Source organism: Aestuariibacter sp. GS-14 (genome assembly GCF_006494365.1).
Taxonomy (GTDB): Bacteria; Pseudomonadota; Gammaproteobacteria; order Enterobacterales; family Alteromonadaceae; genus Alteromonas; species Alteromonas mangrovi.
In genome coordinates this window covers 92,856-107,645 of the sequence record NZ_VHIP01000016.1, presented here as the reverse complement: position 1 = coordinate 107,645, position 14,790 = coordinate 92,856, and the positions used below count along the sequence as shown (strand labels likewise).

19 protein-coding genes and 1 pseudogene are annotated in these 14,790 nt (G+C 45.8%); 14 read left to right on the top strand and 6 right to left on the bottom strand.

Features of this window, described 5'->3' with window-relative positions:
* Positions 1–644 precede the first annotated feature (644 nt).
* From FJ444_RS18965 to FJ444_RS18950, 4 genes are all read left to right on the top strand, one after another.
* Positions 645–1,082 carry a DMP19 family protein gene (locus FJ444_RS18965; RefSeq protein ID WP_140961090.1) on the top strand — a complete coding sequence of 146 codons (438 nt, stop codon included), beginning with the start codon at positions 645–647 and terminating at the stop codon, positions 1,080–1,082.
* Between the two features lie 115 nt (positions 1,083–1,197).
* Positions 1,198–1,587, top strand: coding sequence for a hypothetical protein (locus tag FJ444_RS18960; RefSeq protein WP_140961088.1), 390 nt, complete (start codon positions 1,198–1,200; stop codon positions 1,585–1,587).
* 134 nt (positions 1,588–1,721) lie between these two features.
* Positions 1,722–2,165: a hypothetical protein gene (locus tag FJ444_RS18955; RefSeq protein WP_140961086.1), complete on the top strand. Its 444-nt coding sequence runs from the start codon at positions 1,722–1,724 to the stop codon at positions 2,163–2,165.
* On the top strand, positions 2,143–2,631 hold the full coding sequence (locus tag FJ444_RS18950; RefSeq protein WP_140961084.1) for a hypothetical protein: 489 nt from the start codon (positions 2,143–2,145) through the stop codon (positions 2,629–2,631). Before FJ444_RS18955 ends, FJ444_RS18950 begins: the two co-directional genes overlap by 23 nt.
* A 560-nt stretch (positions 2,632–3,191) precedes the next feature.
* Here FJ444_RS18950 and FJ444_RS18945 read toward each other — a convergent pair.
* A pseudogene (locus tag FJ444_RS18945) lies at positions 3,192–3,350 on the bottom strand (IS110 family transposase); the annotation flags it as partial.
* 481 nt (positions 3,351–3,831) lie between these two features.
* Here FJ444_RS18945 and FJ444_RS18940 point away from each other — a divergent pair.
* The 8 genes from FJ444_RS18940 (at position 3,832) to rplI (ending at position 9,134) form a co-directional block, all read left to right on the top strand.
* Positions 3,832–4,170, top strand: a complete 339-nt coding sequence (locus FJ444_RS18940; protein ID WP_140961082.1) for a DUF6694 family lipoprotein — start codon at positions 3,832–3,834, stop codon at positions 4,168–4,170.
* A gap of 123 nt (positions 4,171–4,293) precedes the next feature.
* On the top strand, positions 4,294–4,647 hold the full coding sequence (locus tag FJ444_RS18935; protein ID WP_140961080.1) for a hypothetical protein: 354 nt from the start codon (positions 4,294–4,296) through the stop codon (positions 4,645–4,647).
* A gap of 814 nt (positions 4,648–5,461) precedes the next feature.
* Complete coding sequence (rluF, locus tag FJ444_RS18930; RefSeq protein WP_140961078.1) at positions 5,462–6,205, top strand: 23S rRNA pseudouridine(2604) synthase RluF; 744 nt, start codon at positions 5,462–5,464, stop codon at positions 6,203–6,205.
* A gap of 48 nt (positions 6,206–6,253) precedes the next feature.
* Positions 6,254–7,129: a DMT family transporter gene (locus FJ444_RS18925; protein ID WP_140961076.1), complete on the top strand. Its 876-nt coding sequence runs from the start codon at positions 6,254–6,256 to the stop codon at positions 7,127–7,129.
* Positions 7,130–7,164: 35 nt separating this feature from the next.
* Complete coding sequence (locus FJ444_RS18920) at positions 7,165–7,797, top strand: LysE family translocator (protein ID WP_140961074.1); 633 nt, start codon at positions 7,165–7,167, stop codon at positions 7,795–7,797.
* 221 nt (positions 7,798–8,018) lie between these two features.
* Entirely contained in the window at positions 8,019–8,414 is a 396-nt protein-coding gene (gene rpsF, locus FJ444_RS18915) for a 30S ribosomal protein S6 (protein WP_140961072.1), read from the top strand.
* A 12-nt stretch (positions 8,415–8,426) separates the two neighbouring features.
* Complete coding sequence (gene rpsR / locus FJ444_RS18910) at positions 8,427–8,654, top strand: 30S ribosomal protein S18 (RefSeq protein ID WP_140961070.1); 228 nt, start codon at positions 8,427–8,429, stop codon at positions 8,652–8,654.
* Between the two features lie 27 nt (positions 8,655–8,681).
* A complete protein-coding gene (rplI, locus tag FJ444_RS18905; protein ID WP_140961068.1) occupies positions 8,682–9,134 on the top strand; it encodes a 50S ribosomal protein L9 in 453 nt (150 codons plus the stop codon).
* A 158-nt stretch (positions 9,135–9,292) separates the two neighbouring features.
* Here the strand turns inward: rplI and FJ444_RS18900 are convergent, their stop codons facing one another.
* Together FJ444_RS18900 and FJ444_RS18895 are read right to left on the bottom strand one after the other, a co-directional pair.
* The gene (locus FJ444_RS18900; RefSeq protein ID WP_140961066.1) at positions 9,293–10,063 is read right to left on the bottom strand and encodes a 3TM-type holin; all 771 of its coding nucleotides are present in this window, start codon (positions 10,061–10,063) and stop codon (positions 9,293–9,295) included.
* Between the two features lie 244 nt (positions 10,064–10,307).
* Complete coding sequence (locus FJ444_RS18895; protein ID WP_140961064.1) at positions 10,308–10,847, bottom strand: glycoside hydrolase family 108 protein; 540 nt, start codon at positions 10,845–10,847, stop codon at positions 10,308–10,310.
* A gap of 112 nt (positions 10,848–10,959) precedes the next feature.
* Here FJ444_RS18895 and FJ444_RS18890 point away from each other — a divergent pair, with 112 nt between their 5' ends.
* Complete coding sequence (locus FJ444_RS18890) at positions 10,960–11,772, top strand: hypothetical protein (RefSeq protein ID WP_140961062.1); 813 nt, start codon at positions 10,960–10,962, stop codon at positions 11,770–11,772.
* Here FJ444_RS18890 and FJ444_RS18885 read toward each other — a convergent pair.
* From FJ444_RS18885 to FJ444_RS18875, 3 genes are read right to left on the bottom strand one after another with little or no spacing between them, the layout of a single operon-like run.
* A complete protein-coding gene (locus FJ444_RS18885; protein ID WP_181405234.1) occupies positions 11,769–12,215 on the bottom strand; it encodes a gamma-glutamylcyclotransferase family protein in 447 nt (148 codons plus the stop codon). The two genes, FJ444_RS18890 and FJ444_RS18885, sit on opposite strands and share 4 nt — an antisense overlap.
* Positions 12,184–12,825, bottom strand: coding sequence for an MOSC domain-containing protein (locus FJ444_RS18880; protein ID WP_140961058.1), 642 nt, complete (start codon positions 12,823–12,825; stop codon positions 12,184–12,186). The genes FJ444_RS18885 and FJ444_RS18880 overlap by 32 nt, the downstream gene beginning before the upstream one ends.
* A gap of 21 nt (positions 12,826–12,846) precedes the next feature.
* A complete protein-coding gene (locus FJ444_RS18875) occupies positions 12,847–13,437 on the bottom strand; it encodes a TetR/AcrR family transcriptional regulator (protein WP_140961057.1) in 591 nt (196 codons plus the stop codon).
* Between the two features lie 136 nt (positions 13,438–13,573).
* On the opposite strand from FJ444_RS18875, the gene FJ444_RS18870 reads away from it, so the two are divergent.
* Positions 13,574–14,659 (top strand): MBL fold metallo-hydrolase, encoded by a 1,086-nt coding sequence (locus FJ444_RS18870; RefSeq protein ID WP_255439329.1) that lies wholly within the window; start codon positions 13,574–13,576, stop codon positions 14,657–14,659.
* Positions 14,660–14,790 lie beyond the last annotated feature (131 nt).

The following is a 14,790-nucleotide window of genomic DNA, read 5'->3' as shown; positions in this document are numbered from 1 at the left end:
TTTTCTCCCTCGGTTTGGTCGCCTATTAGGATAAACTCTGTTTATGCTGATAGGGAGGAGGCTCAATGAGTATCAAAAAACTGTAGTCGTTCGCTGGCGCTCACTGGGACAATAACACGCAGGCCCAGTCGCTCCGCTCCAAGTTTAGCCTGCGTGTTATTGCCCCTAAGTTGGGCGTTATACGCAAAAGGATTAGCATTGTACGGTAACCCAATTACTTTTCTTTGTCTTGGTTTCACAGGGTTAACTTGCTTAACCATTTTATTGTGGCCGTTTGTAGCATATACCAGTATTTTTCTTTTTGACGCTCCAGACTCACAAAGTAATCCTGCCACATGGTTTACTGCATTTTTAATGTTGTCTTACCCAATTACGGTTGCTTTTGGCACTTTTGTTTCATGGAAAGCACATAAATCAACAAGCACACTGCAAGCATTAGGCGGTGTTGTTATATGTTCAATTAACTTCTTGTTTCTGTTTTTGACTTTCAATTTAAAACTTTGGTAATTAGCATGTTATTTGCGTATAACAAAAAAATCATGTCGCCCGCAGGCGGGCTGGGACACAAACAGGCAGGCGGCTTCGCCATTGTAGCCTGCCTGTTTGTGCCCCATATTTAGGCGTTATGTGCCACAAGGAAAGTTATGGCTGATTCTTTAGACGTAGTATTTGAGTTTGTAGAACCTGTAATAGAAAAACTTGAGAAAAAAGGCTCAGATAGCCTTTCTGAGCTGGAAACTACGATACTTTCAGTTTGGTTACTTGAAGCCGATGTGAATAATGGCGGCTTCAATCAATATTTTTGGAATTCATCAGGGGATTTCGCAAACCAGGTAGTAAGCTCACTTCATAATATAGGAGCTGTAGAAACGGCAGGTATCGTAAAGGCCGCTTTAGCAAACTTTCCTAATTCAACTCCGCCAACCAATAGAATAGAACGACAAAATACACTAGAGGCCTTGGAAGAGTCTGGTGCATTAAAACTTGATAGCTTAGATAGCGAGTTTTATGAATATCCTTGTGATTTAACTGAGTTAATGTATCAATATCTATTAAATCAAGGTGCGGTAAGTGGCACATAACAAAAAAATCATGTCGCCCGCAGGCGGGCTGGGACACAAACAGTCAGGCGGCTTCGCCATTATAGCCTAGCTGTTTGTGCCCCATATTTAGGCGTTAGCTTCTCAAGGGAGCAAGATGAAAGATCCATGGAACCCAATAAATGAAGAGTTACGAGAGTGGGCATTTGATGCAGATGCTCTCTGGCCAACTCAGGACTTTGATCTTGCGGTGGGAGAGCTATACCTATCGGAGATCATTTTGGAGCTAGCATCCGATGACTCATGCCCGAAACAAAGGTTTTTTGTGAGGTGTGCATATTTAATTGTAGGTGATGCGGTACGTACAGATTACAAAACAGAAAGCAAAGATGATGTTGAAGTTTTCTTAGAAAAAGCTGAGAAAACTGGAAATACATTTTTGTTGAAGTTTGTAGAGCATTCAAAGGATCTTATTCAGAAACCATCCAAATTTGATTATGACCAATGGTGTGATGGAGGTTTAGCGAATGCACAGTTTAAAAGCTAACAAGTTTGTCAACAGGACATTTTTTGCTACGTTCCGTTTTGCGGTGGCTTCGCCACTTTACCGCAAAACTCCACTACACAAAAAATGCCTGTTATAAAGGCGTTAGCTGTCCACTACATTGCATCGCATAGAATATGGATATTAAAGAAAAATTAGCGCTACTAGATGGTCGGGGCTCGGATGCAGAATACGATGCGGCTAAAGCCCTGAGTGTTCTGGGCTTGGAATTTCCAAAACTGCTCCTAGCCAAATATCGAAATTCGAAAAAATGGGGTGAGCGCTTGTCCTGTGTTTATCATGTGTCCAAGTATGCACTTGCTAGCGAGGATGCTTATGAACTTGCTATTGAGGCGCTTGCGGATAAGTCTAAAAAAGTCAGGTATCAAGCTTGTTTGCTTCTTGCCGTCGCTCAAAGGTCTACGGCATTAGAGCCCCTGGCAACTTTACTAAGTGAACGTGAATCCTCAGAAGACGCTAAAGCAGCCATAGATGCAATTAAACACAGAGATCATAATTACTTTGCTGATCGTGATCATTCAGGCATGGTAAAGCTCAATGTTCAACAATATCACAGCTAACAAGGCCCCTCTGGCGGCGTTATGCATCACCCTATTTATGACTCGCAAACCGATTTCAACAGATCCTATTGATCAATACATTTTCGTAAAAGGGACATCAGCAAGTTGGTTCTTTGTCTGCCTACTTTTTTATTTAATAGGGTTAGCAATATCAGAATCGAGTGCAATAAGCATCGTAATATCTTTTTTTGCTTTGATTATTTTGGTTATGTTGTTGTCTGGGCTTGAATCAGAAGTTGAAATCAAAATACTCGCCAAAAACATAAAGTGGTATAAGTATTACTCACTACTAACGTTGTCTGCCGGGGCTCTTGTAGGTTTAGTTTTACCATTTGATTTTGCTGATCCATTTGCTTGGTTAGTGCTGTTTTTATTAATACCAAACGGTATGATAATTTGGCCTTGGGTTACATTTTCCATTTACAAAAAAAACTACACTAGTCTATTTGGGATGTATGATGCATAACAAGCCAATGCAGGTAGGGACTTTTAACAGTTGGCTGAGTTCCGCTTCGCTGCACATTATAGCCAACTATTAAAAGCCCCTAAGCGGGGTGTTACATGGCCTGGAGTGCTCGACCCAATGCGCGTTGAACTAGCATTTTTTGACGGAGATACGTTACTGACGAGGGGGGAAATCCAGTGTGGCGTGGAGCCTGGCAAGTCATGCTTTCACAGTAAGCAGGGGCATACCTTTCTGGTGAGCCACCAGTTTGAAGAGCCGGCTTGTCCTGTAAAAATCGAATGTATCCTAAACAACATTGTAAAATACAGAGCCGCACTACGAGTCGGAGTCCACAACTCGGAAGACTGGGAGGTTGTCAGCTTGGGCAATATTCATGACTTGGGTTTCAAATGTTCGGAAACCATGTAACAAGTCAAGGCAGCAAGGGCGCTTCGCGCCAGGACCCGCTAACGCGGGCCCCTGCTTGAAGCGTTGGTATGACTCCCTTTGTCAACCCTGAACGAGCGCTTCCCTGACACTCTTTCAGTCAATAATTAGTTGTATTTCTCACTCAAAATATTCGATTCAAACTGACGTAGCAGCTTTTTAACACTCACTTTGGAAGAGGGGATACGGCCATAGTGAACCGGACTCGCCCCGCGTTGTTCTTCACAATACGCGACTACTTGGAATTCTTTGTGCGTATCCAATCCGATAATAATCATGCTATGTTTGTTCACGCTAGCCTCCAAATTGATTTAGTATTGAACAAACTAATTTATGGTTCCTGCCGGCGCTCCGGTGGCTTTCAGCTAACCCACGAATATGCGGAGGCTAGTATTTCACAGGGAGTCATTGTGCCTATATCTCAATAAGGAAGTTATGAGGCTAAGTCAACTACATATCCCGTCCGTGGTGGCTTCTATTTTGTTGGTAAGTTTATTAATTTCTTTCACATGGGAAAATGGTACGTCTTATGATGATGGTGGCTTAGGCACATTGGCTTTTATTGTATTGATACCGATTCAGTTAGTTGGAGATATGATAAATCTTCAACCACAACTAATCGGGTTTGTATCGGTTATATCCCTGTATTTTTTGGACTACTTTGTAGTAAAAAAGGGGAGTAAAAGTGAGATATAACAAATTAAATCATCGGAAAACCACTCGCAGATCTCGCGTTTTCCGCTGTTTAAAGCGTTATATTCAAAAAGGAATTTTATGAAATCTTTATTTTTTACACTATCTATCTTACTTATTGCAGGTTGCGCCAGTGTAGATGAAAACTTGGTATTAAATGGAAAGTCTGCTACTGCACTCGAAAACGATATAAACACAATCGTAGAATCTCTCCCAAACAGGAAAAAACGTGAGTTCATGTTTGCTCTGCTATCTATACAAATGGATGTAACTGAAAACCCATTGACTATTTTGGGGAATCCAGATGGCAATTTTGTAAATTACGAATTACTGTCCAAGCACTTAGATGGCCTAACTTACAAGCAGGTGCTGGAGCTTGCATCTAAATCGAAAACATCGATCGAAGTCTTAACAGATTGAATATAACAACTCAATTAACTCTCTCACTTCGTTCGCTGGGGCGCAGACACGCAAGGCGGCTTCGCCACTATGCCCCACGTGTCTGCGCCCGTTGTTGAAAAGTTATGTTCCCGAGGTAGAGCGGTGACTTTGTCAAAGAAGAAAAGCCGACCAATTACTGTAGATGGAGAGTCTTACAGGTTTCAAATTTCCACATCTAAATTAGATGAGAATCATAATTTCTTTCTAAATTTGACTGTACTGAGAGATGTGGCTAATGGCAAAGCTATGCAGGTTAAAGGCCTAGTCACTCGAAATTTCTGGCTGGATATATCGGATTCTGAAAATTACGAAATAGATAATTATCCTGTAATCAGGCCTAGTCATGTTGCTACTATCGTACGTAAAGCAATAGCTGGTGGTTGGGATTCATCACCAAATGGCAATGCGTTAGTATTAGCAACAACAAACGATGATGTATTTAAGTCAGGAACATAACAAGGAATGCACCTGACCTCCGGCCATTGTCACCTTTTTTGCCAAACCCCGGCAAAAAAGTCGCTAATAGCCTTCGGCGGGTGATGGCTGCGTTAGGCAAAAATGTATAGAGTTCTGATACTTTTTTTAGTAGTGGTAAATTTTGAGAGCTTGGCGTGCAGAGTTCCCAATAGCAGTCTCGCACTTAATCACCTTATTAAAGTTAGTTTTGGAAAATCGAGAGAAGATTTTACGGTTGAACTTCCCATTCAGGTCGGAAACTTCGGGAGGCCGACTGCTTATTTGAAATATAGACCTGAAAAATTGGAGATGGATGGATCTCAATTTACCTCGGTTATCGATCTCAGCGAGATGTATGAAAAACTATTGGGCAGTTTTACTGTCCCGGATCGAGTTTCATTTGTTCCGTATTTGGAAGTTTATTGGCCATCCCCAGCGAGTGAAGGCTGTGGAGCAGTAGGTTACGTCAATATAAGGAAATTACCTTAGTATGCCTAACAAGTTGCGTCAGTTAGCCTTGAGCAACGCGGTTGGAACAAATACTCGGTGGGCTCGCATTTGCCACTTCGCAAAGCGTCGATATCCGCTTCAGTAAAATTACTAGCTCTACAGTGAACTTAGTGGACTATTTCAAAACGTCCGCGTACGACCAAAAGCACAAGCCACAGCTTGAGTTGATCTCTACATCTACCTTCTGCTAGTTCGAGTCGGCAGCAGTTCACATAAAGCCATTTATCAATAACGCCTGACTTCGGTTATACTCCCGTTTCTTTTTCATTCTCTGCGGGTACCGCGACAGTCAGGACAGGTAATAATGAGTTCAGATCAGGCGAAACGTCTTAATAAATACATTAGTGACACGGGCTTTTGCTCGCGCAGAGAAGCCGACAAGCTGATAGAACAAAAGCGGGTCACGATTAACGACAAGCAACCTGAACTAGGCACCAAAGTGAACCCCGGCGACAAGGTAAAAGTTGACGGCAAAGTCATTGGCGCGGTTGCACAAGACAAGTCTGATCGGGTGTACATTGTGTATAACAAACCCATCGGTATTACCTGCACTACGGAGCGCCATGTGAAAGGTAATATCATTGATGCCATTAATCACAAAGAGCGCATCTTTCCTATTGGCCGCCTGGACAAACCCTCGGAAGGCCTCATTCTGCTCACCAGCGACGGCGACATCGTGAATAAAATTTTGCGCGCTGAAAATGCCCACGACAAGGAATACGAAGTTACCGTTAATCAACCCATCAGCCCGCGCTTTTTGCAAAAAATGGCAAAAGGGGTGCCCATTTTAGGCACGGTAACCAAACCCTGTACCTTAAAGCCCAAAGGCAAATTTGGTTTTAATATTATTCTTACTCAGGGGTTGAATCGCCAGATCCGCCGAATGTGTGAGTTTTTAGGCTACGAAGTCACTAAGCTGAAGCGCACTCGCATAATGCACATTACGTTAGGCAATTTACGTCCTGGTCAGTGGCGCAACCTCACGGAGCAGGAGCTAAATGCGTTGAATGCTGCCGTTCGGCATTCCAGTAAAACCGCGGTTGAGTAATGCCTTAGCCGCACCAGCCATGTTTCTGCCCGTTGATCAGGAAATGTCATGACCGGTGAATTAGCCGCCATTACCACAGCATTGTGTTGGGCCATTGCTGCCAGGTTGTTTCGATTATTAGGCCGCTCATTCTCGCCATTAGCGATGAATTTCTGGAAGGGCTTTATTGCCATTGTTGTGCTGAGTGCTATTACTCATTTTTTGTTGCCATCGGTGAATTTACCGTTGTCAGTTTGGGGATGGTTATTGCTAAGCGGGGCCATTGGTATTGGCCTGGGCGATACGTTTTTCTTTCAGGCACTGAATAAAATTGGCGATGCGCAAACGATGCTGGTGGCGGAAACCCTGGCGCCTATATTTACCGCCTTGCTAGCGATGGCCTGGATTGGCGAATGGTTAAGCTGGCAACAGTGGTTGGGTATTGCAATGGTGATCCTGTCGGTAGACATGATTGTTAAATTACAAAAGCGTGCTTCTCTGGCACTCTTTTCCGTGTCTGGATATGTGTTGGCTGCGCTTGCTGCGCTGTGTCAGGCCGTTGGAGCGGTAATCAGCAGGGACATGTTGGTAAGTGTGGAGCTGGATGCCTTTCACGCCAGTCAAATACGCCTGTTCGGTGGCATCGCCATTATTACGGTACTGATGTTGGTTTTTAAGCAGCGCTGGTTGCCACATACGCCAAATCGTCTGCGCACCTGGATGCTATTCGGGTTAACCGCCCTGGTTGGCACCGTGCTGGCAATTTACCTGCAAATGGTGGCGTTTTCGGCTACCAAAGCCGCGGTGGTACAAACCTTATTTGCCAGTAGCGTGGTGCTGTCGCTAGGCATTGCCTGGGCAACCGGTGAACGGGTTGGCCGCCCTACGTTTATCTGGTCGCTGGTTGCGCTCACTGGCGTAGCTATTTTAGTGTGGTTAGCGTAAATTCTAAGCAACTGTGACTTGCTGAGGGTAAATAAATGGACGTAACCAATTTGTGGGCATTTGTGCTGTCGTGCCTGTTGCTGAATATCCTGCCAGGACCTGATTCTCTATATATTATTGCGCGCGCAGCAAGTCAGGGCGCAAAAGCCGGTATTGTGGCTACGCTGGGTATAATTAGTGGTGTGAGTGTACATATTCTTGGCGCAGCCGTGGGATTAGGGGCGTTACTTGCCACTTCTGCCTGGGCATTTACTGCCGTGAAGCTGGCGGGTTGTTTGTATTTATTATATCTGGGCATCAGCTTACTGATTGCAAAGCGAGATAATATCGACACAGTAGAAAAGCCCCATGTGAAGCCCGCCAGTTTTCGACGAATCTATACCGGCGGTGTTCTTACCAACGTACTAAACCCAAAAGTGGCATTGTTCTTCCTGGCCTTCGTGCCGCAGTTTATTCCGGCCGATGTAGTAAATAAAACGCAGGCGTTCATATCGCTGGGTGGCATATTTGTTTTTACCGGTACCCTTTGGTGCATTTTGCTGGCGCTGGCTACGGCCTTCATGCGAACTAAACTGGGTGGCGTAAAAGGATTAGGTTTCTGGTTAAACAAAGCGGCAGGCGGGTTATTTGTGTATTTTGGTGTGAAGCTTGGATTAGCAAGCGCTTAAAGGCCTGAGTTTGCCGTTAACCACTACCATTCGCATGGCTTTTTGACCTGCCTGGCAACGATTTTCGCGATTGCAGACGGTTTTACGCGTTATCACCGAATAATTCTTGTGCGGCCAGATATTCACCTATATAATGCGCGCCCTTACAGCCAACTAAATCAAGTTCCTTGTCTCCATGCAGCCGGCTGTTCTGTCGAGACTACAACCGTAAGGAGCGTTTAATGCGTCATTACGAAATCGTATTTATGGTTCACCCTGACCAGAGTGAACAAGTACCTGGTATGATCGAGCGTTATACCACTATCCTGAAGCAAGAAGGTGGAAAAATCCATCGTCTGGAAGATTGGGGCCGTCGTCAACTGGCTTACCCAATTGAAAAGCTGCACAAAGCACACTACGTTCTGATCAACGCTGAAGCTACTGCTGAAGCTGTTGCTGAGCTGGAAACTGCTTTCCGTTTCAACGATGTTATCCTGCGTAACATGGTTATGCGTACCAAAGGTGCCGTAACTGAAGCTTCTCCTATGATGAAGGAAGAGCGTCGTGAACGTCGTGAAGATTCTGCACCTCGTGGCGAGCGCGCAGATCGTTCAGAAACCACAGCAAGCGAAGAATAAGGGGAATTAACAATGGCTCGTTTTTTTAGACGTCGTAAATTCTGCCGTTTCTCTGCAGAAGGTGTTGTTGAGATTGATTACAAAGATATCGCTACGTTGAGAAACTACATCACCGAAAGCGGTAAAATTGTACCTAGCCGTATTACCGGCACCAGCGCTAAATATCAGCGCCAACTGTCTAGTGCGATCAAGCGTGCGCGTTTCTTAGCGTTGCTTCCGTACACTGACTCACACAAGTAATTTGGCGAAGAATAAGGGGTAGCATCGATGGAAATCATTCTACTGGATAAAGTCGCCAATTTAGGCGGTTTGGGTGACACTGTCACTGTTAAGTCTGGCTTTGCACGTAACTTCCTTTTCCCACAGGGTAAAGCAGTTCCTGCAACTAAAGCTAACGTTGAAAAATTTGAACAGCGTCGTGCTGAGCTGGAAGCGAAAATTGCTGAGCAATTGGCTGCTGCCGAAGCGCGTGCTGCTAAAATTGCTGAACTGGGCGAAGTTACTATTGCTGCACCAGCTGGTGAAGAAGGTAAACTGTTCGGTTCTGTTGGTACTCGTGACATCGCAGAAGCAATCACTGCTGCTGGCGTAGCGGTAACTAAGGCAGAAGTTAAGCTGCCTACAGGTACACTGCGTGAAACTGGTGAATACGACATCGACGTGCAATTGCACTCAGAAGTAATGGCAACTGCTAAAGTTGTAATTATCGCTGAAGCTTAATTGCTAAACGATTCGAAAAAACCGCGCTCAGGCGCGGTTTTTTTATGCGTATTAAAAAAGTAGGGCTGGCTGTAGGCATTATTCACGCAACCTGATTTCTACGCTGAAATTACGCTGTATTGCTCTATTAAATATACCAAGCTGGTAATTCAATTATGTTACCTCCTGCCTAACTTCCGAGGCCCAAACTTTCGCCTTGCTTTAAGTGAATCCGGTGATTCGTTTAGCATCTCGGTTACTTTACTGGCAAGTGCCTGCTGGTTGGCTGCTAGTTGTGTTGTATCTGTTGGGTCGGTAACCGCGTGCTGCAGAGCCGATTCTACTGCCGTGTTAATTTGTGCCGCTCGGCGCTTGTCAAAGTCACTCTCTTTTGCGGCACTGTCGCCAATCAGGCGATCAGGTTCATCGTTATCTATTTCCAGTTTTCTGAATTCGGCTTTGGTTTCAATTAACGCTTTAACCGCTTGCGCCTGGGTTTCACTAAACCGGAATTGCTGGCTTTTTAGCTGCATTCTGCCACCAAAGTAAAAGGCTATGATTACACTTAACAGTGTCCAGTAACCATCTGGGATGGCACTAATGGCAAGGGTAATTTCTGCCAGATGTTTTGGTGAAATGTAAGCCACCACAAAGATAAACAGGATCAGCGATACAATCATTGGCCGTATTAAGCGGTTAAATCCGTCTGCCAGTGAATCTACCCAGTTGCGATTTTCCAGTTTGTTAAATTCGGCCTGATACGCCCGTAGCAGTGCCATTTGTTCATCGGCAGAACGCTGTGCCTCTTTTTCTTTATTGGTAGTGAATACTCCCGCCACGGTTTCTACGCCTTTATACCAATTCGCATAGAAGTTTGCCCTCTCAGAGTGATCCCTGAGGGCTAGTCGAAAACGACTTAGATCACGACGCGTTCTCTGAGGCATAGTCATTCTATGTCCAGAGGACGCAACACAGATGTAAGTCGTTTTGGCCACTCCCTTCGGGCAGTACTGGCAGGCTTTTTAGCGTTGTTACGCTTGCTTGATTTGGAACCACCAAACCTGTGCAATCAAGCCTAGCTAAAAAGCCTGCCAGTGCTGCTGAGTGAGCAAACTTCTATGCGAATTGGTATTAGATACCGACGATGCAATCGCCGATACGGGATTGTCTAATAGTTTGCTCATGAGAGTATCCTTACGCTATTGCTTCAGTGGGCAGGAAACTGCGGGCGCGGGCTAGCCATCCATTCAGAAAGACTTGCTGGGATTCATCGTTAGTGGCAATTTCCACATAAAACATCTGGCGTTCTTCTACCAGGGCAACCAGCATCCAGTCTTTGAGTGCTTCCAGGCACGCAAATGCCTGTGCTTTGGTTTTCGGACCCATTAGCCCGTCCACGGTGAGGGGGCCAAAACCGGCATCATTGCACACTTCCTGTAAAAACTTGATCGCACGGCGTGGGCCGTGATTTACCGCTGAGTCGAACAAAAATGGCTGCAAGGGTTCCGGGAGCTTGTCGATTCGGGGCTTACGATAGTAATTGAGTTCATAGATATCACGCGCGGTTTCTATGTCCATGGCTTTCACCATTTCGGCGGTAACTACCACTTCCAGATAACGCGACAATGTTTTTTGCGTGATGCCAAAATTGGTGGGGCCACCGCGATCTGCGGGATGATTAACGTAGCCACCTTCTTTTGCCAGGATGGCATCGATCATTGCTTTTACGTCCATGTGTGATTGTCCTTATGCTGTAGTTGCTGTTCAAATAATAGACAATAAAAGCGCGTGCGTGAAGGATTAAGCCCTGCTAATGTTGTGGCGGGTAGTTGAACAGAGCTGGAAAATGCACAATAAACAACGTCGACACTGGGCGACACGGATAGTACTGATGGTGTTGGTTACAGGGCTTAGCGCATGCGGTGGTTCGTCAGGTGGTACTGCTGGCGGAGAACCCATACCGCCTTTTACGCAGCCGCAATCGGGGCCGTCGCCACTCGACCCCAATACGATCAGTGTTTTAATGATGGGTAACAGTCACACTGCCTCGGTTAACCTGCCCGATACACTGGCAATGGTATTACAAGCATTAGTGCCTGAAAAAACGATTCGTGTAGAGCGGATCCAGCAAATTGCGTTTCTATATCAGCATACCCAATCAAGTGAGGTGTTATCCGCTATCGACTCGCAAACCTGGAGCCATATTGTATTGCAGGCGCAGCGCGTTTCGGTATCACATACGCAGGTTTACTCTACTGAGGGAGCTGAGGCACTTATTCGAAGAGCGTATTCAAATTACGCGCAACCGGTATTATTTCCGGAGTGGGGCATTCAAAGCGATCCCTCTGATGGTCAGTATATTCATAATATTCATAAAGGCATTGCCGAAAAAAGTGGTGCTTGTGTGGCACCTGTGGGTCTTGCCTGGGACTGGGCCATTGGGGTGGACCCAGGCATCTCACTGTATGCTCCCGACGGGAATCACGCGAATGTAACCGGTACATTGCTTGCCGCGTTTGTGCTGGCGGAATCCATTACCGGCGAATCGGTAGATTTGCTTTCCACTTTTCATACCCTTGATGTACCGGCAAATGTACAGGCGTTGTTGAAACAAGCGGCCAGTGAGACAGTGGCGCAATACCCGCCGTGCGACTATTAGGGCGAAGCGGCAAAGCGACTCTGTTTAGCCGCTTTGAACACTGTGGGCAAAGGAAACGCCGACAGCGAAGAGGTTGATTTGGCTTTGCCTTTTGCGCCTCGCCGCGTGTATGCGTAAGTGGAGAGGTGTCGATTGCCTTGTAGCACCCTTACACGCTCGCGTTGATAGTAAGGTACCTCTTCCCAGTTATCGCAATGCTGCAATTGTTGAACAGACAGCCAGATGACCTTGCCTCGCACCACAGCGCCGGGTTTGGGAGTGATAAACCAATAGCCGTCGTGACTCATCAAGCGTTGCCAGCCATACAATTTGGCTGAACAACCACGTACTCGCTGTCCGAACAGGATGCGTTGTAATGTCGGTATCTGCAGGGTGCCATAGCAAAATACCGGCACCTTGTTGCAGGGTAATTTAGCCAGCGGCTTTAGCAGCAGCCTTTTCACATTTACCCCGCCATTCGTCATCCAATACCGGAATACTTACCAATTTGGCAGCATTGCCAAAATATTCAGGGTTATACACCGTGCGCATTAACTCGCCAACACTTACCGTGTTGGCGGCACGTTCAATTAACGCCACCGTATCGCCAACGTTGATTACGCCGGTTTGTTTTACCCGGTAGTACCAACCCGTTACGCCCTTATTACCAACAAATTGATCGAGGTTAGGCGTGTCGAAACGGTGGTTTATTTTGTTGCAGGGCGCACGCGGTGCACCCACCTGAACAATCACTTCACCTATGGCGTAAACATCGCCAATAAACACATTTTCGTCGGTCATGCCATCTATTGAAATATTTTCACCAATACTGCCAGGCAGCAGTTTGTTGGCAAGTGCCGGGAAGTGAGCTTCAATGGTGTTATAGCTGCTAAGGCTAAACTGATGAAGTACTTTTTCCGGGCCGCCATGCAAACGCAGGTTCGCTTGCTGGTCTTCGTCGGTGCGATCAATATGCACCGTGAGTTGGTTTACCGGCTGTTTGCATATAGCCGATAGTGCCTTTCGGGGGCCTAGTGGAGCAGGTTGCCCCGCATACAACGCAGAAACAATCACAGCAGCATCCTTAAAGTAATGTTAGGTATATCTGGCGACAAAAAGCTTTACGGTTTCGTCGACTATGTAATCACAATTCAAATCATCACGCTCCACAATACCATACAGTAACGGGTAAAAAATTAACGATTTGAGCTGATAAACAAACTGTTTTGCTGCAAGTTGGATATCCTGAATATTAACCACGCCGGCATGGCTGGCCGCAGTTAAAAAATTATCGAGATAGCGCAAACAGCCGACCGACTGCCCGTTAAGGGATTTGGCCAATTCCGGGTCCTGTAGCATTTGCATAAACGCCACTCGTGCCATAGCAATATAGGCAGGGGAAGTAAGCAGTGCTATTTCACTACCGGCGATGGCCTTTAACTGCAAATCCAAAGGTTGGCTGGCATCAAACGCAATTTGCTCTCCCTGGTCGACTTTAGCAAACATAGATTCCAACACCGCCTGAAACAAGGCCGTTTTGGTGGCGAAGTGATTGTAAACCGTACGCTTTGACACCTTTGCCTCCGTTGCCACAACATCCATACTGGTGGCCTCCAATCCGTTGCTGGCAAATAAACGTGCTGCGGTTTCAACAATTTGTAATCGCTTTTTTTCCGAGAGCTTCATGTCACTGTATTTTTTGTTATTCATCGCTACTAAACAACAGGCATCATAGCCCAATGACATAAAAAGTTACACTATTGAGTTTACTTTTTGTACTTTAAAAGTAAACTACACAGTGTAGTTTACTAAAGAGTCTGAAATGAAGTATTTAGGTATTGCCCTTTCCCTTATTGTGCTGACTGGAGCTGGATTGATGATCAAGAGTTTAAATGCAGAAGTGATAGCCGATCTCTCTGGGTCGACGCATTATCACAATGGCAAATTTGTGAATGACGCGCCTACTTCGCCGAATAGTCTGTCGAAGACGCTTAAGATTATGTGGCGGTTTATTACAGAGAAGCGCGTAGATACCGAGCCAAACCTACCGTTACCGATGAAATACCTCACTGCCGGGGCGATAGCAGAGATACCAAGCCAGGGGATACATCTGGTGAAATTAGGTCACTCTTCTTTTTTAATGAAAGTAGAAGGAGAGTACTGGTTGCTCGATCCGGTTTTCTCAGAGCGCGCCTCGCCTTTTCGTTTTTTGGGGCCGAAACGGTTTCAGGATACCCCCATCAGTCTGGAAGACCTACCTCCTATCGATCGCGTGCTGATTTCGCACAATCACTATGATCATCTGGATAAGCAAACCATTACCTTGTTGAAATCAAAAGTCGCAAACTTCTACGTACCGTTAGGCGTAGAAGGCGATCTGCAACGCTTTGGTATCCAAGCTGAAAAAATCCATAGCTTTGACTGGTGGCAGTCGCGTTCGTTTAACAATACCACCATTGCGTTTACGCCCACTCAACACTTCTCTGGGCGAGGGCTAGGGGACGCCAATGCAACCTTGTGGGGGTCGTGGGTTATCAAAACACCTGCTCAGAGTGTATATTTCAGCGGTGATTCGGGCTACTTCGATGGATTTAAAACTATCGGCGACAAATATGGCCCATTTGATCTCACCCTTATCGAGACCGGTGCATACGATAAAGACTGGCAGGATATTCATATGACGCCCGAGCAAAGTGTACAGGCACATTCAGATTTAAAGGGAAAAGTGATGATGCCAATTCACAACGGCACCTTCGATCTTGCCTTTCACGCCTGGTATGAACCGCTCGACAGAGTCAGTCACGCTGCGGCTGAAAAAGGCGTATCGCTTACTACACCTATAGTGGGTGAGGTCGTGACAGTAGGAAGTGACTATCCCGAATCGCCCTGGTGGACTTCGCTAAAATAGACAACACAAGGGCAGCCAGCGAGTTGCCCTTTTCTTATCATGCCTTGTTTTCTAACACCTGCTTCCTATTTCCAAACGACATGCTGTCATTACTATTTAATTCAAAGCATTACGGGTTATGATGGTTTTGT

What these genes read in the sequence shown, in the direction of transcription:
- rplI (WP_140961068.1), top strand. Translation starts at nt 8,682, where the DNA reads ATGGAAATCATTCTACTGGATAAAGTCGCCAATTTAGGCGGTTTGGGT.
- FJ444_RS18920 (WP_140961074.1), top strand. Translation starts at nt 7,165, where the DNA reads ATGGACGTAACCAATTTGTGGGCATTTGTGCTGTCGTGCCTGTTGCTG.
- FJ444_RS18965 (WP_140961090.1), top strand. Translation starts at nt 645, where the DNA reads ATGGCTGATTCTTTAGACGTAGTATTTGAGTTTGTAGAACCTGTAATA.
- rluF (WP_140961078.1), top strand. Translation starts at nt 5,462, where the DNA reads ATGAGTTCAGATCAGGCGAAACGTCTTAATAAATACATTAGTGACACG.
- FJ444_RS18890 (WP_140961062.1), top strand. Translation starts at nt 10,960, where the DNA reads ATGCACAATAAACAACGTCGACACTGGGCGACACGGATAGTACTGATG.
- FJ444_RS18875 (WP_140961057.1), bottom strand. Translation starts at nt 13,437, where the DNA reads ATGAAGCTCTCGGAAAAAAAGCGATTACAAATTGTTGAAACCGCAGCA.
- FJ444_RS18870 (WP_255439329.1), top strand. Translation starts at nt 13,574, where the DNA reads ATGAAGTATTTAGGTATTGCCCTTTCCCTTATTGTGCTGACTGGAGCT.
- FJ444_RS18900 (WP_140961066.1), bottom strand. Translation starts at nt 10,063, where the DNA reads ATGACTATGCCTCAGAGAACGCGTCGTGATCTAAGTCGTTTTCGACTA.
- FJ444_RS18925 (WP_140961076.1), top strand. Translation starts at nt 6,254, where the DNA reads ATGACCGGTGAATTAGCCGCCATTACCACAGCATTGTGTTGGGCCATT.
- rpsR (WP_140961070.1), top strand. Translation starts at nt 8,427, where the DNA reads ATGGCTCGTTTTTTTAGACGTCGTAAATTCTGCCGTTTCTCTGCAGAA.
- rpsF (WP_140961072.1), top strand. Translation starts at nt 8,019, where the DNA reads ATGCGTCATTACGAAATCGTATTTATGGTTCACCCTGACCAGAGTGAA.
- FJ444_RS18895 (WP_140961064.1), bottom strand. Translation starts at nt 10,847, where the DNA reads ATGGACGTAAAAGCAATGATCGATGCCATCCTGGCAAAAGAAGGTGGC.
- FJ444_RS18940 (WP_140961082.1), top strand. Translation starts at nt 3,832, where the DNA reads ATGAAATCTTTATTTTTTACACTATCTATCTTACTTATTGCAGGTTGC.
- FJ444_RS18950 (WP_140961084.1), top strand. Translation starts at nt 2,143, where the DNA reads ATGTTCAACAATATCACAGCTAACAAGGCCCCTCTGGCGGCGTTATGC.
- FJ444_RS18955 (WP_140961086.1), top strand. Translation starts at nt 1,722, where the DNA reads ATGGATATTAAAGAAAAATTAGCGCTACTAGATGGTCGGGGCTCGGAT.
- FJ444_RS18960 (WP_140961088.1), top strand. Translation starts at nt 1,198, where the DNA reads ATGAAAGATCCATGGAACCCAATAAATGAAGAGTTACGAGAGTGGGCA.